This window comes from Actinomycetota bacterium, assembly GCA_030017835.1.
In the GTDB taxonomy this organism is placed as follows: domain Bacteria; phylum Actinomycetota; class Aquicultoria; order UBA3085; family Oleimmundimicrobiaceae; genus Yes70-04.
The window spans coordinates 142,971-162,957 of record JASEGU010000001.1; the positions used below are offsets into that span (position 1 = coordinate 142,971).

Genomic DNA, 19,987 nt, shown 5'->3' on the forward strand with positions numbered 1-19,987 from the left:
AATTGGCTAATAAGTTATTGAAGAGAAAAGGCTATGAGATATTAAAAAGAAACTATAAGCTCTCCATCGGTGAAATCGACATCATAGCCAAGGACGGGGAGTGTCTCGTCTTTGTTGAGGTCAAAACCAGGTTGAATATGCAATTTGGCAAGCCCTTTGAAGCGGTAAATGCTGCCAAACAGAAGAAGATTCGGCGACTAGCCGAAGCCTTTTTGCTTCAGAAGGATCTATGCTTTAACGGCGTTCGCTTTGACGTAATATCGATCCTGATCGGTCCAGAAAAGACCACCATCGAACATATCAAGAACGCTTTTTAGGAGAGACTTTGGTTGCTAGGATCTACAGCTCGGCCCTATATGGAATGGAAGCCAGTCTGGTCGAAGTCGAGGCGGACCTGATAAACGGTCTGCCCGCTTTCACAATTGTCGGCCTGCCCGATGCGGCCATTCAAGAGTCGAGGGAGAGGGTAAAACTCTCCATCATAAACTCCGAATACGAATTTCCCTTGAAACGAATAACCGTCAATCTTGCTCCAGCCGATTCCAAGAAGGAAGGGCCCTCTTTCGATCTTCCGATTGCGGTCGCCATACTGGTGGCCAGCAAGCAGCTCTTAGCAAGTGAGATTGGAGAATATCTTCTTCTGGGGGAGCTCTCGCTAAACGGCGATTTAAGACCGGTCAGCGGAGTCTTGTCCATGGCTATTTCGGCTAAAGCTAGGGGATTAAAGGGTCTTATCGTACCGAAGGAGAACTCCGATGAGGCCGCGCTGATAGGCGGCCTTGAGATCATACCCGCGTCTTCACTCGCTCAAGTTGTTGACTTCTTCGCCAAGCGTCTTACGATAAACCCCCATCACTTTGTCAGCAAGAGGCGGCCGGCACATGAAAGTCAAGATCGACTCGACTTCTCAGATATCAAGGGTCAAGAGCACGCTAAAAGGGCCATAGAGGTGGCCGTCTCGGGCGGTCACAACGTCCTTATGGTCGGTCCGCCCGGCTCCGGAAAGACCATGCTCGCAAAACGGATACCGACCATCCTTCCCACCATGACCTTTGATGAATCGATAGAGACGACCAAGATATATAGCATTGCAAATCTTCTTCCTTCCAAGAGCTCTCTGGTAGAGGAGAGACCGCTTCGCTCCCCGCATCATACCATCTCGATGGCAGGACTCGTTGGGGGAGGACAATTTCCCCGGCCGGGCGAAATAAGTCTAAGCCACAACGGGGTTCTCTTTTTGGATGAATTTCCCGAGTTCCCAAAAAGCGTCATGGAGGTGTTGAGACAACCCTTAGAGGAGGGCTTGGTCACCATATCTAGGGCAGCCTCAACCCTAACCTTTCCCTCTAACTTCATGCTGATTGCCGCCATGAACCCTTGTCGATGCGGCTACCTTGGCGATAGAAACAAAGAGTGTAGTTGCAGTTTATCATCGATCCAGCAATATCGCGGACGCATCTCAGGGCCCATCTTAGATAGGATTGATATCCAGATAGATGTCCCTCGCCTAACAAGAGAAGACCTGGTTAGCGAGGGGCTCGGCGAACCATCTGCTGATATTCGGGCAAGAGTAGAAGCGGCCCGAACGATTCAGAGAAATCGCTTTGACGGACAAGGCCTCTCCTCAAATGCCGATTTAAACTCGAGACAGATAAAGAGATTTTGCAAATTGACAAAAGAGGCCTCAAGCTTCTTGGAGGGAGCCATCGATAAGCTTGGCTTGAGTGGTCGCGGCTTTGATAAAGTTCTCAAAGTCAGTAGGAGCATTGCCGATCTAGTCGGGGCGGAGATGATCGATGTGGAACACTTGGCTGAGGCCTGCCAATATCGTTGCACTAGTTTGGCCCAGACCTATTGAGAGGATCAGGATCTCATGGATGAGAAGAGATATATTCTGGGCCTGAAGTCCATACCGACCCTAAATAACAGGCTTAACAGGGTTGTGGATCACTTCAGAAGCGCCAAAGCAGCTTGGCACGGCACGCTCGACGATTACATTAAGATGCCCGGTTTCGATGTAGGGCTGGCCAAGGAGGCGTTAAAATCCCGCGACGACTTGGATTTAGATGAGCTTCTAAAGCGACTGGCTGACCGGAAGATCTCCGTGATGAGTTTGGACGATCCAGAATATCCCGATTCGCTCAGAAGGATTTTTGATCCTCCACTGCTCTTATTCTACAGAGGCGATCTCATCAAAGATTATCGGGTCGCCGTATCGGTGGTCGGGGCAAGGGGGGCGAGTCCGTACGGAAGGAGCGTGGCCCAAGAGATTGCCGAGGAGCTTTCCAACTGTGGCATCACCGTAATAAGCGGAGTTGCCAGGGGGATCGACTCGGCCGCGCACGCGGGCGCCTTAAAGGGCGAGGGAAAAACGATCGGTGTTCTAGGCTCGGGACATGACGTCATATACCCACCAGAAAACAAGAATCTCTACTCTTTGATAGCAGAAGAGGGCAGTCTGATATCGGAATATCTCTACAACACCCCGCCCCTTAAGTGGAACTTTCCGGCTAGAAACAGGATAATAAGCGGTCTTGCGCAGGCGGTGGTGGTCGTCGAAGCCACGGAGAAGAGCGGAGCCCTTTTGACAGTCGATTACGCTCTGGAGCAGAATAGGGAGGTCTTTGCGGTCCCAGGAAACGTCAAGAGCAAGCTCAGCCGGGGACCACACAACCTTCTTAAGGCAGGTGCTTGCTTGGTCGAAAGCGGAGCCGATATAATCGAAGCGTTGGGGCTCATCCCGGTAAAAAAGGAAAGGGTCGATGCAGAGCTTGCCCCCCTTGAAAGGGAGGTTCTAGATTTCGTTGGATACGAACCTAGGCACATCGATGAGATAACTGTGAAACTCGGGCTAAGTACCTCCGATATCGCGGCCCTCCTGACCAAACTTGAGATAATGGGCCACCTCAAGCAAGATATGGGCAAAAATTATTTAAGGATAACATGAGGAAGACATGGAGAGAGAGATAGAGGTTTTTTTGAAGTATTTAGCCATCGAGCGGAATATGTCGAAGCATACCATAAAGGCCTATCGCTCCGATCTTCATCAATTTGCTTCATTTGCTCAAAGGGCCGGACATGATTCTCCCGAAGTAATAGCCTACAGAGACTTAAGGAGCTACCTCTCATACCTTAACACCCTGGGCTATACCCGACGAAGCATTTCAAGAAAGCTTACTTCGATACGCTCATTCTTCTCTTATCTCCAAAAGGAGTCGCTGCTTTGCGCTAACCCGGCTACCTTGCTCTCCTTTCCAAAGATAGAAAGACGCCTTCCCAAGAGTCTTAGCTTAGACCTGGTAAATAAGCTGCTCTCAGCCCCCGACAGCAAGGATGATCTTGGAATTCGTGATGGCGCCTTGCTTGAAATCATCTATGGGAGCGGAATCCGGGTTTCAGAAGCCGTTGGTCTCAATCTTTCCGATGTCGATCAGTCTGCGCAGGAGATAAGGGTACTTGGTAAGGGTTCAAAGGAACGGATATTGCCCTTACATCCCGAGGCTCTGAGGAAGTTAAGAGTATACGTAGAAACGGCGAGAAAACGCCTTTTGGAGAGCGATACCGACGCTCTCTTTTTAAATGCGCGTGGTGGGCGACTCACCGACGGGTCGGTTAGAAGGATGGTCAAAAAATATATCGATCGGCTTGGGATCGAGATGGATATAACCCCCCACGTCTTGCGGCATGCCTTTGCGACCCATCTCTTGGAAGCCGGGGCAGACCTTAGGTCCATCCAAGAACTATTGGGCCACGTTGATTTATCCTCGACCCAAATCTATACTCAACTAAGTAAAGCAAAGCTGAAGGAGATCTACTCCAGAGCTCATCCCCGGGCTTGATCAAAAGGAGCAAAATTGGATGATAAAGACGCCTTAGCGGCGAGGCTTTGGAAGGATTATGCCAGGGAAAAGAGAAGGGTAGTGCGGGATGAGCTGATATTAAACTACGCACCCCTGGTAAAATACGTGGCCGGCCGAATCTCGGCCGGCCTTCCAAACAATATCGAGCGGGGCGACCTTGTCAGTTACGGCATGTTCGGCCTGATCGATGCCATAGATAAGTTCGATACCTCAAAGAATATAAAATTTGAGACCTACGCTATATCGAGAATTAGAGGGGCCATAATCGATGAACTTAGGTCGATCGATTGGGTTCCAAGGTCGGTCAGAAGGAAGGAGCGCGAACTCGAGCGATCCTACGTCGAACTGGAAGCGAAGTATAAACGGGCTCCGACCGACGCAGAGCTTGCTGAAAAACTAGAGATCTCGATCGAAGAACTCCATGCTCTATACAATCAATTGAGCTATACGACGACGGTCGCCTTAGAGGAGTTCTGGCACACGGGTGGGGGCAAGGATGATCAGGTAAGCCTGATCGATACCATCAAGGATACACACGGACCAGAACCTCTCAAAGAGTTCGAAGTAGAAGAGGTCAAAAGGACTCTGGCCAAGAAAATAGAGGATCTACCCAAGAGGGAGAAGATGATAATCGCCCTTTACTACTATGAGGGGCTGACCTTAAAAGAGATAGGCCAGGTACTCGGGGTGACAGAGTCAAGGGTATCTCAGCTTCACACCAAGGCGGTCTTGCGCCTCAAAGCGCACGCCAAGGATTCTCTCTCATTGCTATAATCTAAAGACCTGCCCCAAGAACTTGAAGTTTGCCATCATGGGAGAAGTTTGTGGCAAAGTATGCCGATTAATCGTTCAAGAAAGATTTTTCATGCCCGCTTAAGGGCTAAGGGAGGGAAAAGATTTGAAAAAGAAGAAGATGCTCTTTACTTCCGAGTCTGTGACGGAAGGTCACCCCGACAAGGTGGCCGATCAAATCTCCGACGCCATACTCGATTCAATGCTGATAAAGGATCCGATGGCCAGGGTGGCCTGTGAGGTCTTTTTGGTGACCGGTCTTGCCATAATTGGCGGAGAGATAACCACCAGCACCTATGTTGAGATACCAGAGATAGTCAGAAAAACGATAAGGGATATCGGATACACCAGGGCAAAATATGGCTTCGACGGCGATACTTGCGGCGTTTTGACATCGATCGATCCACAGTCTCCAGATATAGCTCAGGGAGTGGATAGAGCTCTAGAGAGCCGGTGCGGGGCAAATAAGGAGGATGAGTATGCAGCAATGGGAGCCGGCGACCAAGGCATGATGGTCGGATATGCCTGCACCGAGACCGACGTTCTAATGCCTATGCCGATCATGTTGGCGCATGGCTTGGCTAAAGAGGTGGCCAGAGTCAGAAAAGAGAGGATTATTCCTTATCTCAGGCCGGATGGTAAGACGCAGGTCACTTTGGAATACGAGGGCGACAAACCGGTTAGAGTCGAGACGATTGTCATCTCGGCCCAACACAAAGAGGACGTAGACATAAAGAAAACCATGACCCCCGATCTAATCGAGCATGTGATCAAGCCCATAATTCCACTCCACCTCATCGACTACAAGAAGGTCAACATCCTGGTAAATCCGACCGGTAAATTCGTGCGGGGCGGGCCCTTGGCCGACACCGGTCTTACGGGGCGTAAGATAATCGTTGACACCTACGGGGGAGCGGCCAGGACCGGTGGCGGTTGCTTCTCGGGCAAGGACCCGACCAAAGTCGATCGGTCGGCCCATTATGCTGCGAGATACGTGGCAAAAAACGTTGTGGCTGCCGGACTGGCCGATAGGTGCGAGGTTCAATTCGCATACGCCATTGGTGTCGCCTGTCCGGTATCAATAATGGTCGAATGCTTCGGTACAGAAAAGATAGATCCCGCTAAGGTCGAAAGGATCGTGGAGACCTGCTTCGACCTACGACCCGCGGCAATAATTGATAAGCTTGACCTTAGAAGACCAATCTATAAGAAGACGGCTGCTTACGGTCATTTCGGACGGGAAGATGCCGACTTTACCTGGGAACGAACGGATATGGTCGAAAAGATCAAAAAAGAGGCAGGCATTTAAGTCGACCTCTATAAGCCTTGACGTATATTTGTCATCTATCTATATTTAGCTTAACGGGATAGGAGGCTTAAGGTGAAAATTTATGAAGAGGTCTTTGGCTCGAAGGCCAGATCGAAACTCCTCGAGACTATCTTTGCGCATCCCGAAACCGGGTATTATGGAAGGCTGATTCAGCGGGCGACCGGCCTGGACCATAAGGCGGTCTGGACCGAGCTCAAGTTCTTGGAAGAGATAGGGATCATCGAATCGGAATTGGACGGCAGGTTGAAGAGGTATAGACTGCGCCAATTCGACGGGCTCGAAGATCTCTCTAACTTTGTTTTGAAGAATGCAGGCAAGCTAAAAGAGATCGAAAAAACGACAAAGCTTAAGTCAAAGTCGTCGCCGAAGGCTAAGGACAAGTATAGAAAGTCCCTCTTTGAGGCTCAGCAGCTCATGCTTGAGCTGGACAGTTAATCTAAAGGAAGATGATGAAGAGATTTGGAATAATTGGCGGAAGCGGTCTGTATGATATACCAGGCCTAGATGGCCTTAAGGATGATAATCTGGTGACGCCCCATGGCAAGGTCTTATATGCCATGGGGCGTCATGCTGATAGGGAGGTCATATTCATACCAAGACATGGCCGTCACCACGACACGCCACCCCACTTGATAAATTATAAAGCCAACATCATGGCCTTCAAGTTGCTCGGCGTCGAAGCCGTTCTTGCGACCGCCGCCTCGGGCAGCCTAAATCTTGAGATGGAAGTGGGCGATTTCGTCCTACTCGATCAGTTTATTGATTTTACCAAAAACAGGGAAGAGAGCTTCTTCAATCGGGAGGGATCCGCCGTTCACATCGATCTTAGCCACCCCTATTGTCCATCACTTAGAGGGCTTATGCTCACAACCGCAAAGGAGTTGGGCGTCACAATTCATCCAAAAGCCACCTACATATGTACCGAGGGACCTCGCTTTGAGACGGTGGCAGAGATTAATGGATTTAAGGTTTTGGGCGGCGATCTGGTCGGGATGACAAATTATCCTGAAGTTGCTCTGGCCCGAGAGGCCGAGATTTGCTATGCGACCGTGGCAGTCGTCACGAACATGGCGGCTGGTATTTCAATGGATAGCCCATCATCAAGTGAGGTATCAAGCGCAATGGCCGCCTCCATTGAGCATCTTTTGGGGCTGCTTCTAAAGACCGTCGAAAAGGTGGAGGGGATAAACGACTGCGATTGCAGGAAAGCTTTGAGTGGCTCTAAGATGCGGGCTGTCTGATCATTTTTGCAAAACTTTTAGCCTGGCTTAGCACTTCCTCGTGGTCGTCGACTAAGAGTTGATAGTCTTCGTAGACGATCTCTCCATCGACCATTACCGTTTTGACGTCCGATCCCTTGGCCGAGTAGACAAGCTGAGAATGGATATCGTATATCGGCTGCATGTGAGGCTTATCAGTGTCTACCAGGATTATGTCGGCCCTTTTGCCGGCCTCCAGGGAACCAAGCTTATCTGCAAGGCTCAAGACCTCAGCTCCACCCAAGGTTGCCATGTAGAGCGCCTCTTTGGCGCTGACCGCTGTCGGATCATTTCTTGATATCTTATGTAGCCTTGCAGCCGTCTCCATCTCACCAAAGACATCCAGATCGTTGTTGCTGGCAGCTCCATCTGTACCTAGACCGATCTTGATTTTGGCATTAATGAGGTCGGGCACCGGACAAATTCCAGTTGCAAGCTTCATATTACTCTGAGGATTGTGGGCGATTCCGACTCCGGTCTCCTTCAGGATTTCAATGTCTCCATCAAAAAGCCAATTTACGTGGGCGGCAATGGTCTTTTTGCCTAGGACGCCGAGGCTATTTAAGTAAGATACGGGGCTCATGTTCTTTTCTGCAAAAATCTTTTCGCTCTCCCACTTCTCCTCAGAGAGGTGAATCTGGATGGGTTTATCGTACTCCTTAGCGAGCTCTGCCGCCTCCCTCAAGACGCCTTCGGAACAGGTATAAAGTGAGTGAGGTGATATTGCCACCTCGATCTTATCATCTCCCTTTAAGAGTTCGATCAGCTTTCTGGTCCGGTCAAAACCCTCCTTGGGCGACTTGCTGACCGGCGTTGGAAAATCGAGAAGTGGAACGCCGAGCATTGCCTTAAGCCTAAATTTTGAGATCGCCTCTATTGAATGCTCAGGCAAGAAATACATATCGCAAAATAGAGTGGTGCCGCTTCTGACCATCTCGTAGAGAGCGAGCCTGGTAGCCGCCTCGATAAAGGCCGGACTGACGAACTTGGCCTCGGCTGGCCAGATGTGATTTTCGAGCCACTCCTTGAGCGGAAGATCGTCGGCAAGACCCCTTAAAAATACCATGGCTGCATGGGTATGGGCATTTACCAATCCGGGCATTGCAACCAGCCCTTTGGCGTCGATTATCCGGCCCGCCGAGTAGGCACCATCAATCTCTTGGCTTGTTGAGACGGCAACTATCCTGCCCTGATCCACGGCGATCCCGCCATCGACAAAAGTCGAAAATTTGGAATCAACGGTCACCACGTATGAATTTTTGATGATCAAGTCTATAGTTTTCTTCAAAAGGCGCCTTACTTTCCGAGGTTTTCCAGGCTGACGTAACAGAGTCCCCGGCTGGTTGGAAAGATTTGAGTGAAAGCTACCTTGGACAGGTCGATTACGCGTCCCTTGACATAAGGACCGCGATCAATTATTTTGACGGTCACCTGCTTGCCGTTCATTAGATTGGTCACACGGACGTAAGTGCCTTTGGGCAGGGTCTTATGAGCGGCGGTGTTGCCTCGAATAAGATCATACCAACTGGCCCAACCTCTTTCGAATTCGGTTCCCGTAAGAGGGATTGTAGAATTATTATTTGGGTTATTGACCTTAGGGAGCAAGGTCGCTTCTTCCTTACCGATCTCCCTTTCTATCGACCGCTTGGTCTCGTTGACTCTTGAGATTATCGTCTGCTGGCTACGGAGAGAATCCTCCATATCCTTTAGCTCTTTCTCCACCTCAAGCTGTGTCTCCTGAAGGGTGGAGATGATATCGGCGTCTCTTTGAGATCCCCGCTCGAGAGCAAAGAGGTAATAGGTCAGCTCGTGAATGTCTTCGCTATCGAAGAGGAAGAAGGCTAGCAAGAAGACATCCTGCTTATATAGTTCAACTACCCGCTCATTTAAGTTCTCCATCGAGTTTCCCAGTTTTGTCTCGGCCTCTTTCAGCTTGGCTTTATTCCGGTTGACCTTGGACTGATAATAGTTCAGCTTATCGTTGGCATTGTTTAATTCGGCGATGGTCTTAGCCAGGTCAATCCGCTTTCTGTTTAGTGAGTTGTCGGTTACGGCCGGGGCGGCGGCAACAAGCATTGGCAGATTAAGGGTGGCGAAGAGAAGCATGAGATAAATAACCATTTTGATGTGGTTATTTATCTTTATCGGTCTGGCCGGGGAGTCTTTCATCTTATCGGGCTGGCTCTGATTAATCATTTTCGCAAAAATTATAACATAGGTGGTATCATTTTGGAGGCGAAGCTTAAGGTTCTGTGATTTAAGACCAGTTCAAGGGTGATTAAAATGATGATCGCACAAGTGGTTGTAGACATCTCGACCTCCTCTCTAGATAAGCCATTCGACTATCTCGTCCCGGTCAATATGGAAAGAGAAATGGCTGTAGGGTTGACCGTTTTGGTCCCCTTCAGCAAGAAGAACCGACTCGGAATGGTTGTCGGCCTCTACCGAGCAGAGGGGGTCAACATGAAGCTGCTCGAGATATCCGATATCGTCGACCATGATCCCATCTTCGACGATAGAATGGTCGAACTCTGTTCCCTGATATCAAGGCGTTATATAGCCCCCTTGAGCGACTGCTTAAGGCTTGCTTATCCTCCGGGGCGCAAAATCAAATTGATAAAGAGGGTTGAGCTGGCAGAAGATGCCGATCATTCCATTCTAACAGACTTGGAGAGGGAGGCGTTTTTACTCCTCGCCAAGGCAGTCTACGAGGGCGGCCGGATTGAGAATTTGCTCGATAGCTTGGATGAGGGGGTCTTAACCGTCTTAAAGAAGCGCGGATTCTTAAAAGTTGTGCAAGTTCTTGTTAAGCCGAAATCACCCGTAAAGATGGTCGAATTGGTCGATATCTCAATCTCTGTAGAAGAGGCTAGGATTCTCTCCAAAGAGCTTGAGAGGTCATCCCCGAAACAGGAGAGGATACTATCGATACTTAGCAAAAAGGGGAGGCTCGCGACCAAAATACTTCTCGATGAGGCTAAGACCTCAAGATCTACGCTTTCTGCCCTTTCCAAAAAAGGTCTTATAAATATGACAAAGGTTATCAGGAGGCCGGATCTCGATCTCACTTTTCCGGAAGAGGTCATCACCCACGACTCTCTAACCGAAGAGCAATCGACTGCCATTGCCTCCGTAAAAAACTCCCTTGCTGCCGGAACTTTTGCAGTCAAACTGCTTTATGGGGTAACGGCAAGCGGCAAGACCGAAATTTACTTAAGGGCCACAGAGGAGGCCCTAAGGCGGGGCAAGAGCGTAATCATCCTCGTTCCGGAGATAAGCTTGACGCCCCAGATAGCCCATCGCTTTCAGACTAGGTTCAAGGGCGAGGTGGCCATCTTGCACAGCGCCTTGAGCGACGCCGAAAGATTCGATCAATGGGAGATGATCAAAAACGGCAACCATAGGATCGTCCTTGGGGCACGTTCGGCCCTATTTGCTCCCCTGAAAGATGTGGGACTCATAATAGTAGATGAAGAGCATGAGCCGGCATATAAACAAAATTCAACCCCTCGTTATCACGGGGTTTGGGTCGCTGAGCAGAGGGCGCAGCTCTCCGGCGCCCTTCTAATCTTAGGGAGCGCAACTCCAAGCATCGAATCGAGATTCCGGGCCGAGAAGGGCGAATTTGAGCTCCTAAGGCTTACGAAACGGGTCTTAGATCATCCCCTGCCCAAGGTGGAAATAGTCGATCTGCGCAACACGGGGGAGGATAACCGGGGAATAATCCTTAGCCTCGAGCTCATAGATGCCGCAAGGGCGGCCCTAGAAGAGGATAAGAAGGTAATCCTATTTTTAAACAGACGCGGCTATTTCGGTTTCATTCTCTGCAAGAGCTGCGGCTACGTCTTTAAATGCAAGAACTGCGAGGTCTCCATGGTCTATCACCAAAAAAATCGTCTTCTGATGTGTCATCATTGTGGATTTAGGACGCGTCCAAAGGATACGTGTCCAGATTGCGGCGGAAGCAGGATGGGCTTCTACTCATTCGGCACCGAAAGGGTGGAGGAGGAGATAAAAAGGTTCTTTGCCGGCGTCGAGATCGTCAGAATGGATAGGGATACCACAAGGAGCAGAGGAGCCCACCGAGATCGGCTGATAAAGTTCAAGGAATCCAAGGGGGCTATCCTTTTGGGGACGCAGATGATAGCCAAGGGGCTCGATTTTCCCGACGTGGCTCTGGTGGGTGTAATCAATGCCGACACATCTCTCCATCTTCCAGATTTTCGCTCCGAAGAGAGAACTTTCCAGTTGCTTATGCAGATAAGCGGCCGAGCCGGCAGGAGCGACCTGGCCAGCAAGGTGATCATCCAGACGTTTTCACCTGATTCTTTTGCCATTAGAGCGATAAAAGAGAGTGATTACGAAGGCTTCTATAAGCGGGAGCTAGGGGTGAGGAGGGAGATGAACTACCCTCCCTTTACCGAAATTGTGAACATAATTTTTTCAAGCAAGTGCGAAACATCCGTGATTGATGCCGCTAAGATCTTTTCCGATAATCTAAACGTAGCCAAAAAAGATGGCCTAAAATTTGAACTGCTTGGGCCCGTCCCAGCCCCAATATCCAAGATCGGCGGGATGCATCGCTGGCATTCGATGGTCAAAACCTCTGAGCTGGAAATGGTACTGCCCCGGTTGAAAGGGGATTATATACGGCTCAATTCTCAAGCGGCTTTTGTTGATGTTAAAATAACGGTGGACGTGGACTCCGTCTGGATGCTTTAGCTAAGAGGTTGTGAATAAATGGCTATATTGAAGATCAGAAAATATGGCGACCCGGTATTGACCGAGCGGGCAAGAGAGATCGAAAAGATCGATGGCAAGATCAAAAACCTGATCAAAAACATGCTCGAGACCATGTATGATGTTCCAGGCATCGGTCTTGCGGCAAACCAAGTAGGTTCCCTTGCCAGGGTCTTTGTCTGCGACGTAGGCGAAGGTCCATTGGTCTTCATTAATCCCGAGCTAGTCAAGACTAAAGGTGCAGTGGAAGAGGAAGAAGGGTGTCTGAGCGTTCCAGGCGTAACGGTTCCGGTCAAACGAGCGAAAGAGGTAACCCTAAAAGCCATAGATCTTGATGGTCAGCCTGTAAGGTTGGTTGCAAAAGAGCTCTTAGCTAGGGTATTTCAGCATGAGATGGATCATCTTGACGGAAACGTGATCCTTGCTCGTACCGATCGGGAAAATAGAAAAAGAGCCTTGGATGAGCTAAGCAATGCCGACCGGAAAGATTAGGTGGACTCAACTTGAACATCATCTTCATGGGTACACCAGATTTCGCACTACCCTCACTGAAGGCTTTATTCGAATCAGACCATAAGATTATCGCCGTTGTGACCAACCCCGACCGTCCAAAGGGACGGGGAGGCGTTTCTCTTCCTTCTTCGGTTAAAACGTTTGCCCTTGAGAAGGGGCTAGCAATCCTACAACCTGAGATCCTTTCCGATGAGATCTTCAAGGCAAAAATCGTCGACCTAAAACCAGATCTAGTAGTCGTTGTAGCTTTCGGTCAGTTGATACCAGTTTGGCTTCTGGCCCTACCACCTTTCGGCTGTGTAAACGTTCATGGCTCTCTCCTTCCAGAGCTTCGTGGGGCCGCCCCCATACAGCGGGCCGTAATGAAGGGCTTAAGTGAGACCGGGGTAACCACCATGCTGATGGATGAGGGCTTAGACACGGGAGAGATTCTGACGCAAGTAAGGACGGCAATCGAGCCCAATGAGACGGCGGGAAGTCTTTCAAAAAGGCTGTCGGTCATCGGGGCTGGCGCTCTAATGAAGACCATCGAGGGGCTTGAGAGGGGGGATCTGGAACCCCGCGCCCAAGATAATGAGCTGGCCTCTCTGGCTCTCAAGATAACTAAAGACGAGGCGAGGATCGATTGGAATAGGCGAGCAAACGATGTAGCCAATCTCATAAATGCGCTTAGCCCCTCTCCTGGAGCATACGCCGAGTTTAGGGGGAGAAGAATAAAGTTCTGGAATGCTGAGGCTCTTCTTGAGCCAGATATAAAAATACCAGGCAAAATAATGTTTTTTGGCAAAGAATCATCCCCCTTGATCTCATGCAAGAGGGGCTCGATAAGACCGATCCTGGTCCAACTCGAAGGAAAGAAGAAGATGAGTTTCGAAGATTTTATTCGCGGCCAATCGATCAAAGAGGGCGAGAAGCTTACTTGAAAAAAATGACCGCCCGCAAGCTAGCCTTATTTACCCTAAGACGCATTGAGGAAGAGGGCCTGTTTGCTAATATCTATCTGGGTCGGATCTTGGATGAAAGCGGACTCAATGATGTCGATAGGTCGCTTGTGACCGAGTTGGTCTATGGCGTTTTAAGGAGAAGGACTAGCCTTGACTGGGCGATTCAAAGTTTCTCCAACCGAGAGATAGACTCCTTACCTAAGGGGTTTTTGGACATCTTAAGGCTCGGAGCCTACCAACTCCTTTATCTCGATAAAATACCTCCTTCAGCGGCCGTCGACGAGTCAGTCAAGCTCACTAAGGAGGAGTTTCATCAAGGTGTCGCATCTTATGCGAATGCCGTTTTGCGCTCCCTCGCAAGGGGCAAGGAGAACATCAAGTTGCCGGACAGGGCCAATGATGTCGTAAAATATCTTTCCGTGAAGCATTCGCACCCAAGGTGGCTGGTTGAGATGTGGATGGCCGAGTTGGGCGTAAGTGAGACCGAGGCTCTTTTGGAGGCGAACAATCAAAGGCCAAAGGTCAAGGTCAGAGTGAACCTTCTCAAAACCACCAGGAGCTCTTTGATTCAAAGATTGGCAAAGGCAGGCGTGTCTAGCCAAGAGAGCCGACTTGTCAAAGAAGGCCTCATCATCCTAAGCGGCCCAAATGTTGCCGCTCTTGACGATTTTAAAGAGGGCTTATTCACGATTCAGGACGAAAGTTCGATGATAGTAACTTCCATTCTTGCTCCGAAAGCGGGAGATGAGGTGCTTGATCTCTGTGCCGGCCAAGGGGGTAAGACCACGCATTTGGCCGAGATGATGGGCGATAATGGTCATATCCTGGCGCTAGATCTTAATGAAAAGCGGCTCGAAAATTTGAAAGGGGTGCTTTTAAGGCTCTCATTAAAGAGCGTTGAGACGAGGGTGATGGATGCCACCAAAGCGGCCTCTCTGCTTAAAGCCAAGTTTGATCGGGTACTCTTAGACGCTCCCTGTTCAGGCCTTGGCGTTCTTGCAAGAAGACCGGATGCTAGATGGCAAAGAGAGCCACAAGATATCAAGCGGCTTGCAAAACTTCAATTTGACCTCTTAGTTCAAGCCTCGAAACTTGCAAAAAGGGGATCAAGGATAGTCTATTCGGTCTGCACCATTTCTAAGGCCGAGACCGGCGACTTAATCTCAAAATTTTTGCAAAGAAATCCAGATTTTTATCTGGAAGACTTGTCGAAAAGACCTGATACCAAGATATTTGCGGGCGACAAGACCGTTCAATTTCTTCCCCACAAACACGATTTAGATGGCATGTTCATTGCAAGCCTAATCAAGAATTGAGTTTAAGTGTTTGTACGCAGCCTGGCCCAGTGTTAAAATTTAATCGTCATTTCAGATGGAAGGAGACCATGAGACGATATCTGATAGCCCCCTCAATACTCTCGGCCGATTTCTCCAATCTAGGGCGTGAGATAGAGCTAGCTGAGGAGGGTGGGGCTGATATAATACATGTCGACGTGATGGACGGTCATTTCGTTCCAAATATAACCATCGGACCGATTGTGGTCGAGGCGGTAAGGAGGGTGACCTCGTTGCCGATAGATGTCCATCTGATGATAGAGAACCCAGATCTTTTCATGGACGAATTCATAAAAGCAGGCGCCGATATGTTGTCTGTTCATGTTGAAGGGGCAATCCATCTTCATAGATCGATTCAGAAAATAAAGACGTTTGGCCACGCAAAAGCGGGCATTGCAATAAACCCGGCAACCCCGATAGCCAGCCTGGAAAACATACTTACAGAGCTTGACTTCGTTCTAATAATGACCGTCAACCCAGGATTTGGCGGTCAGGACTTTATCCCCACAATGCTAAGCAAGATAGAACTTCTTAGGAGGTGGATCGATGAGACCGGCCTCGATATAAAAATTGAGGTTGATGGCGGCGTAAAGAAGTCAAATATCGCAGATATTTATGGGGTAGGCTGCGACATTCTGGTTGCCGGTTCGGCGGTCTTTAGTGGGGGCGATCCGGCCAGGTCCATTCGCGAGTTAAAGGCAGTCATAGATAATTAGGTTTGTATTTAAGCAGCAATATTGTTATAATCAAAAAAATTAATAAAGCTTCAGGGCAGGGTGACTTGGGTGAGAGTCCCAAGAAATCCCGACCGGCGGTAGAGCCCGCGACCTCCGAGAGGAGTTGATCCGGTTTAATTCCGGAGCCGACAGTATAGTCTGGATGGGAGAAGTTGAGCAATAAAGCCAAGGCTTCTTCCTTGGCTTTTCTTTTTTTGGGAGTTTGCATATGGTCGATGACGAGAAGTATATGGCGATGGCTCTAGATTTGGCAAAAAGGGGAGCGGGTTTGGTCAGCCCAAATCCTATGGTTGGGGCCCTAATAGTCAAAGACGGCACCGTTATTGGAGCGGGCTTTCACGCCGCTTTCGGGGGCGATCATGCTGAGATAGCGGCGCTCAAGGGTGCGCAAGGAAGCCTGAAGGGAGCGACCCTCTTTGTAACCCTTGAGCCCTGCTCTTTTCAAGGCAAGACCCCTCCTTGCACAAAAGCGATAATAGAATCGGGCATTGCAAGGGTAGTCGTTGCAATCATCGACCCAAATCCGAAAGTCTCAGGAGAGGGAATAAGAGAGCTTAAGGGGGCCGGCATAGAGGTGGCGCTCGGTCCGCTAAAGGAGGAGGCTGCCTACTTAAACGAGACCTTTTTTAAATATATTTGGGCCAAGCGGCCGTTTCTACTGATGAAGGTGGCCATGAGTTTAGACGGTAAAATAACATCAAAAAATGGTGAACCGGAGACGATCACCGGTCAACTTTCCCAAAATGAGTCACATCGACTCAGGAGGGAGTATGATGCAATTCTGGTTGGGATCAATACGGTTCTAAAAGATGATCCCCTCTTGACGACAAGATTTTTCAAGGGAGGGGGGCGAAGTCCCATCAGGATCGTCATGGACCCGATGGCAAGGATCCCTTTGGGCTCAAACCTGGTCAAAACGGCAAACGAGGTGGAGACAATGCTCGTTATCTCCGAGGCTGCCAAAAAAAGGACGGCAGACGAGATTGAACGAATGGGCGTAAAGATCATCAGGTGTCCTCATGACGGAGGTCAATTTGATCTTTATAACTTAACTTCAAACCTTGCTTACAGGGGCATTAGCAGCGTCATCATCGAGGGCGGAGCCAAAACTCATGCCGCATTCTTGAAAGACGGGCTGATCGATAAGGCAGTATTCTTCATTTCTCCAAGGATCATCGGGGGAGAGAAGTCGTTACAATTCATCGAAGATAAGGGCCTCTTCTTCGATATGAGATTTAAAAATGTGAAGATGTTCGGCGAAGACATCATGATCGAAGCGTACCCCTTGCGGGCGGAGGCGAAATGTTTACGGGGCTAATTGAAGAGATCGGAAGGGTAAAGCGAATCAACAGATCGTCCAAGGGACTCGAACTAATGATTAAAGCAGACAAGATATTGAGTGATGTTAAGCTTGGCGACTCGATATCGGTGGATGGAGTCTGTTTGACGGTAAAATCGCTGGATAAGAGTTATTTTAAAGCGGACGTTATGGCAGAAACACTCAATTCAACCAATATCAACGACTTAAGAGTGGGCGATTTCGTAAATCTGGAGAGGGCGATGCGTCTTAAAGATAGACTTGGAGGCCACCTCGTCAGCGGCCACGTCGACTCGATCGGCAGGATAGAGGCGATCAAAAGAGATGGCATTGCCCACATATATGAGATATCCGCCAAAAAACCAGTCATCTTAAGCCTGATATCTAAAGGCTCAGTTGCCATCGACGGAATAAGTCTGACTATAAAGGATATTTGGAGCGAAAAATTTTCAGTCTCAATCATCCCCCATACCCTAAAATCGACGACCTTGGGTAAGAGGAGGCGCGGCGATCGGGTAAATATCGAAACCGACATGCTGGGTAAGCATATTTTAAAGCAGAACTTGGGTCTGAAATAATTTGACAAAGGAGTGCCGCTGATGCCGTTCAACAGAATAAGAGAGGCTATCGAGGATATCAAGAAGGGCAAGATGGTCATCGTCTGCGATGACGAGAACAGGGAGAACGAGGGAGACCTGATAATGGCCGCCGAGATGGTTACGCCTGAGGCGATCAACTTCATGGCCACAAACGGTCGAGGTCTGATCTGTCTGCCTTGTGAAGGCAGACGGCTCGATGAGTTGATGATTCCCGTCATGGTCAAGGATAATACCAGCAGAAACGAGACCGCCTTTGCGGTATCCATCGGAGCAAAACATAGGATAACTACGGGCATTTCGGCAAGGGATAGGGCGGAAACAGTCCTAGCTCTGGTCGATCCGACCACCAAGCCCACAGATATCTCTATGCCGGGTCACGTCTTTCCCCTACGGGCTAACGAGGGGGGCGTCTTGACCAGGGCCGGACACACCGAGGCGGCAGTGGATTTAGCAAGACTTTCTGGCCTATTTCCGGCTGGGGTAATATGCGAAATAATGAACGAGGATGGCAGCATGGCCAGAGTCCCCGAGCTCGAAAGGGTGGCCGAAAGATTCGGTCTCAAGATGATAACCATCGCCGATCTAATCCGCTACCGTCGCCAGACCGAAAAAGTGGTCCAAAAAGTCGCCCAGATCAATCTGCCTACAAAATTCGGCGATTTCAAGGCGATGGCTTATGAGAGTCTCATCGATAACGAATGTCATATAGCGATGGTGAGGGGCGAAGTATCGGGCAAAAAGGACGTGCTGGTTAGGGTCCACTCTGAATGCTTGACCGGAGATATCTTCAAGTCGCTGCGTTGCGATTGCGGCTCACAGCTTGACATCGCTCTAAGGATGATCGACGAAGAGGGCTTGGGAGTCCTTCTTTACATAATCGGACAAGAGGGCAGGGGACTCGGTCTAATCAATAAGCTTAAAGCTTATGAGTTGCAAGAAGAGGGAGACGACACGGTAGAGGCCAATGAGAGGCTGGGCTTTCCGGCCGATCTTCGAGATTATGGGATCGGAGCACAGGTCCTGGTGGACTTAGGTCTAGAAACGATTAGGCTAATAACCAATAATCCGACTAAGATAATCGGTCTTAAGGGTTATGGTCTGAAGATTACCGAAAGGGTTCCACTCCAGATTCCACCGACTGAGCAGAATCTTAGGTATTTGAGGACGAAGCGGGAGAAATTGAATCATATGCTCGACAATACATAAGACTATAGGGAGGAAGGGTATGAAAGAGTATCAAGGAAAACTGGTTGCCAAAGGTTTTAAGTTTGCGATCGTTGTCAGCAGGTTCAACGATTTTTTGAGTAAGCGCCTTTTAGAGGGGGCGCTGGATGCGCTGAGCAGACACGACGCGAGCGAATCGGACATCGAAGTCGCCTGGACGCCGGGCTCGTTTGAAATACCGCTCATCGCCAAGCAATTTGCTGAAAGCGGCAAATATGATGCGGTCATCTGTTTGGGCGTTATAATAAGGGGGGATACGCCACACTTCGATTTCGTGGCCGCAGAGACGGCCAAAGGGGTGGCCCTTGCCGGTCTAAGCTCCGGCACCCCAACCATATTTGGCGTCATAACTTCGGATGATACCGATCAAGCGATCGATCGATCGGGCATTAAGTCGGGCAACAAGGGTTGGCAGGCCGCACTTTCCGCCATCGAGATGGCCAACTTGATGAGAGAGATAAAGTAAATAATTTAAGGATGTGTGATCATGCTTGAGAATAAACCGTGGGGCAACTATAAACAACTGGCCCTCAACCAGACCTGTTCGGTCAAGATAATTACCCTAAATAGCGGTCAAGAGACGAGCCTTCATTTCCACAACCTGAGGGATGATATGTGGGTGATTCTAGACGATGGCATAAGCGTCCAGATTGGAGATAAGATCTATGAGACAAAACCGGGCGATGAATTTGTGATACCGGCCGAAGAAAAGCACAGGATCATATCACAAGCCGACAAGGCCAGGGTCTTAGAGATCGCTTTTGGTTATACTAATGAGGATGATACTCACCGTCTTGCAGACGATTACGGACGCAAATTGGAGGAGATGGAACTGGAGTTGACCCGCTTTAGTTGACACCCTAAGTTGATACAGAATAGATTGGTTCTGTATCGGAAAGGAGAGTCAACATGATGAAGGGTAAACCATACCCGCCGGAGTTTCGCGCCGAAGCGGTACGACTTCACAGGATGAGTGGACGATCGCTTAGAGCGGCAGCGGCTGAGATCGGGGTCTCGGTAAGTGCCCTTAGACACTGGTTCCGCCAAGCCGAGATAGATGAGGGAAAGGCGATCGGCCTAACGAGTGAGGAGCGCGATGAGCTGAAGCGCCTTAAGCGAGAAAATAAGCTTTTGAAGGAGGAAAAAGAGATTCTCAAGAAGGCCGCGCTTTTCTTCGCCCGGGAGACCGATCAAAAGAGATGAGATTTAGGCTGATCGACGAAGAGAAGACACACTATCCGATCTCCCGCCAGAGCCCGCATTCTTGGTGTGTCGCGTGCGGGCTACCATGCTTGGAGGATAAGAATACCATCAGGTAGGCTGGTTATGGACTTATG

Annotated in this window: 20 protein-coding genes, 1 pseudogene and 1 riboswitch; of the genes and pseudogenes, 19 read left to right on the forward strand and 2 right to left on the reverse strand. The window is 49.5% G+C overall.

Going from position 1 to position 19,987, the window contains the following annotated elements:
- Positions 1 to 2: 2 nt before the first annotated feature.
- The 8 genes from QMD53_00740 (at position 3) to QMD53_00775 (ending at position 7,223) form a co-directional block, all read left to right on the forward strand.
- A complete protein-coding gene (locus QMD53_00740; GenBank protein MDI6799206.1) occupies positions 3 to 317 on the forward strand; it encodes a YraN family protein in 315 nt (104 codons plus the stop codon).
- An 8-nt stretch (positions 318 to 325) separates the two neighbouring features.
- On the forward strand, positions 326 to 1,858 hold the full coding sequence (locus tag QMD53_00745; GenBank protein MDI6799207.1) for a YifB family Mg chelatase-like AAA ATPase: 1,533 nt from the start codon (positions 326 to 328) through the stop codon (positions 1,856 to 1,858).
- Positions 1,859 to 1,873: 15 nt separating this feature from the next.
- A complete protein-coding gene (gene dprA, locus QMD53_00750) occupies positions 1,874 to 2,947 on the forward strand; it encodes a DNA-processing protein DprA (GenBank protein ID MDI6799208.1) in 1,074 nt (357 codons plus the stop codon).
- Between the two features lie 7 nt (positions 2,948 to 2,954).
- Positions 2,955 to 3,839: a tyrosine recombinase XerC gene (xerC, locus tag QMD53_00755; protein ID MDI6799209.1), complete on the forward strand. Its 885-nt coding sequence runs from the start codon at positions 2,955 to 2,957 to the stop codon at positions 3,837 to 3,839.
- A 15-nt stretch (positions 3,840 to 3,854) separates the two neighbouring features.
- Positions 3,855 to 4,634, forward strand: a complete 780-nt coding sequence (whiG, locus tag QMD53_00760) for an RNA polymerase sigma factor WhiG (protein MDI6799210.1) — start codon at positions 3,855 to 3,857, stop codon at positions 4,632 to 4,634.
- Between the two features lie 139 nt (positions 4,635 to 4,773).
- On the forward strand, positions 4,774 to 5,961 hold the full coding sequence (gene metK, locus QMD53_00765) for a methionine adenosyltransferase (GenBank protein ID MDI6799211.1): 1,188 nt from the start codon (positions 4,774 to 4,776) through the stop codon (positions 5,959 to 5,961).
- 72 nt (positions 5,962 to 6,033) lie between these two features.
- Positions 6,034 to 6,417: a hypothetical protein gene (locus QMD53_00770; protein ID MDI6799212.1), complete on the forward strand. Its 384-nt coding sequence runs from the start codon at positions 6,034 to 6,036 to the stop codon at positions 6,415 to 6,417.
- Positions 6,418 to 6,431: 14 nt separating this feature from the next.
- Positions 6,432 to 7,223 carry an S-methyl-5'-thioinosine phosphorylase gene (locus QMD53_00775; GenBank protein ID MDI6799213.1) on the forward strand — a complete coding sequence of 264 codons (792 nt, stop codon included), beginning with the start codon at positions 6,432 to 6,434 and terminating at the stop codon, positions 7,221 to 7,223.
- Here QMD53_00775 and QMD53_00780 read toward each other — a convergent pair.
- Positions 7,204 to 8,511: an amidohydrolase gene (locus tag QMD53_00780; GenBank protein MDI6799214.1), complete on the reverse strand. Its 1,308-nt coding sequence runs from the start codon at positions 8,509 to 8,511 to the stop codon at positions 7,204 to 7,206. The genes QMD53_00775 and QMD53_00780 overlap by 20 nt on opposite strands.
- 26 nt (positions 8,512 to 8,537) lie before the next feature.
- Positions 8,538 to 8,744: pseudogene (locus tag QMD53_00785) on the reverse strand (septal ring lytic transglycosylase RlpA family protein).
- Between the two features lie 780 nt (positions 8,745 to 9,524).
- On the opposite strand from QMD53_00785, the gene priA reads away from it, so the two are divergent.
- The 11 genes from priA (at position 9,525) to QMD53_00840 (ending at position 19,853) form a co-directional block, all read left to right on the forward strand.
- Positions 9,525 to 11,963 (forward strand): primosomal protein N', encoded by a 2,439-nt coding sequence (gene priA, locus QMD53_00790; GenBank protein ID MDI6799215.1) that lies wholly within the window; start codon positions 9,525 to 9,527, stop codon positions 11,961 to 11,963.
- An 18-nt stretch (positions 11,964 to 11,981) separates the two neighbouring features.
- Positions 11,982 to 12,473, forward strand: a complete 492-nt coding sequence (def, locus tag QMD53_00795) for a peptide deformylase (protein ID MDI6799216.1) — start codon at positions 11,982 to 11,984, stop codon at positions 12,471 to 12,473.
- Between the two features lie 11 nt (positions 12,474 to 12,484).
- Positions 12,485 to 13,417, forward strand: coding sequence for a methionyl-tRNA formyltransferase (gene fmt, locus QMD53_00800; protein ID MDI6799217.1), 933 nt, complete (start codon positions 12,485 to 12,487; stop codon positions 13,415 to 13,417).
- Positions 13,418 to 13,422: 5 nt separating this feature from the next.
- Positions 13,423 to 14,754, forward strand: coding sequence for a 16S rRNA (cytosine(967)-C(5))-methyltransferase RsmB (gene rsmB, locus QMD53_00805; GenBank protein MDI6799218.1), 1,332 nt, complete (start codon positions 13,423 to 13,425; stop codon positions 14,752 to 14,754).
- A gap of 68 nt (positions 14,755 to 14,822) precedes the next feature.
- Complete coding sequence (gene rpe / locus QMD53_00810) at positions 14,823 to 15,488, forward strand: ribulose-phosphate 3-epimerase (protein MDI6799219.1); 666 nt, start codon at positions 14,823 to 14,825, stop codon at positions 15,486 to 15,488.
- A gap of 42 nt (positions 15,489 to 15,530) precedes the next feature.
- A riboswitch (FMN riboswitch) is annotated at positions 15,531 to 15,667 on the forward strand.
- A 50-nt stretch (positions 15,668 to 15,717) separates the two neighbouring features.
- Positions 15,718 to 16,827: a bifunctional diaminohydroxyphosphoribosylaminopyrimidine deaminase/5-amino-6-(5-phosphoribosylamino)uracil reductase RibD gene (gene ribD, locus QMD53_00815; GenBank protein ID MDI6799220.1), complete on the forward strand. Its 1,110-nt coding sequence runs from the start codon at positions 15,718 to 15,720 to the stop codon at positions 16,825 to 16,827.
- A complete protein-coding gene (locus tag QMD53_00820; protein ID MDI6799221.1) occupies positions 16,812 to 17,405 on the forward strand; it encodes a riboflavin synthase in 594 nt (197 codons plus the stop codon). The genes ribD and QMD53_00820 overlap by 16 nt, the downstream gene beginning before the upstream one ends.
- 21 nt (positions 17,406 to 17,426) lie before the next feature.
- The gene (locus tag QMD53_00825) at positions 17,427 to 18,632 is read left to right on the forward strand and encodes a bifunctional 3,4-dihydroxy-2-butanone-4-phosphate synthase/GTP cyclohydrolase II (protein ID MDI6799222.1); all 1,206 of its coding nucleotides are present in this window, start codon (positions 17,427 to 17,429) and stop codon (positions 18,630 to 18,632) included.
- A gap of 19 nt (positions 18,633 to 18,651) precedes the next feature.
- On the forward strand, positions 18,652 to 19,116 hold the full coding sequence (ribH, locus tag QMD53_00830) for a 6,7-dimethyl-8-ribityllumazine synthase (protein MDI6799223.1): 465 nt from the start codon (positions 18,652 to 18,654) through the stop codon (positions 19,114 to 19,116).
- A gap of 21 nt (positions 19,117 to 19,137) precedes the next feature.
- Positions 19,138 to 19,506, forward strand: a complete 369-nt coding sequence (locus tag QMD53_00835; GenBank protein ID MDI6799224.1) for a phosphomannose isomerase type II C-terminal cupin domain — start codon at positions 19,138 to 19,140, stop codon at positions 19,504 to 19,506.
- Between the two features lie 53 nt (positions 19,507 to 19,559).
- Entirely contained in the window at positions 19,560 to 19,853 is a 294-nt protein-coding gene (locus QMD53_00840) for a transposase (GenBank protein MDI6799225.1), read from the forward strand.
- The last annotated feature ends 134 nt before the right edge of the window (positions 19,854 to 19,987 follow it).

Bases quoted from the DNA above. Each gene is read 5' to 3' on its own strand.
- def (MDI6799216.1), top strand. From the start codon at position 11,982: ATGGCTATATTGAAGATCAGAAAATATGGCGACCCGGTATTGACCGAG.
- QMD53_00825 (MDI6799222.1), top strand. From the start codon at position 17,427: ATGCCGTTCAACAGAATAAGAGAGGCTATCGAGGATATCAAGAAGGGC.
- dprA (MDI6799208.1), top strand. From the start codon at position 1,874: ATGGATGAGAAGAGATATATTCTGGGCCTGAAGTCCATACCGACCCTA.
- ribH (MDI6799223.1), top strand. From the start codon at position 18,652: ATGAAAGAGTATCAAGGAAAACTGGTTGCCAAAGGTTTTAAGTTTGCG.
- rpe (MDI6799219.1), top strand. From the start codon at position 14,823: ATGAGACGATATCTGATAGCCCCCTCAATACTCTCGGCCGATTTCTCC.
- QMD53_00820 (MDI6799221.1), top strand. From the start codon at position 16,812: ATGTTTACGGGGCTAATTGAAGAGATCGGAAGGGTAAAGCGAATCAAC.
- metK (MDI6799211.1), top strand. From the start codon at position 4,774: ATGCTCTTTACTTCCGAGTCTGTGACGGAAGGTCACCCCGACAAGGTG.
- xerC (MDI6799209.1), top strand. From the start codon at position 2,955: ATGGAGAGAGAGATAGAGGTTTTTTTGAAGTATTTAGCCATCGAGCGG.
- QMD53_00835 (MDI6799224.1), top strand. From the start codon at position 19,138: ATGCTTGAGAATAAACCGTGGGGCAACTATAAACAACTGGCCCTCAAC.
- rsmB (MDI6799218.1), top strand. From the start codon at position 13,423: ATGACCGCCCGCAAGCTAGCCTTATTTACCCTAAGACGCATTGAGGAA.
- ribD (MDI6799220.1), top strand. From the start codon at position 15,718: ATGGTCGATGACGAGAAGTATATGGCGATGGCTCTAGATTTGGCAAAA.
- QMD53_00775 (MDI6799213.1), top strand. From the start codon at position 6,432: ATGAAGAGATTTGGAATAATTGGCGGAAGCGGTCTGTATGATATACCA.
- priA (MDI6799215.1), top strand. From the start codon at position 9,525: ATGATGATCGCACAAGTGGTTGTAGACATCTCGACCTCCTCTCTAGAT.
- QMD53_00840 (MDI6799225.1), top strand. From the start codon at position 19,560: ATGATGAAGGGTAAACCATACCCGCCGGAGTTTCGCGCCGAAGCGGTA.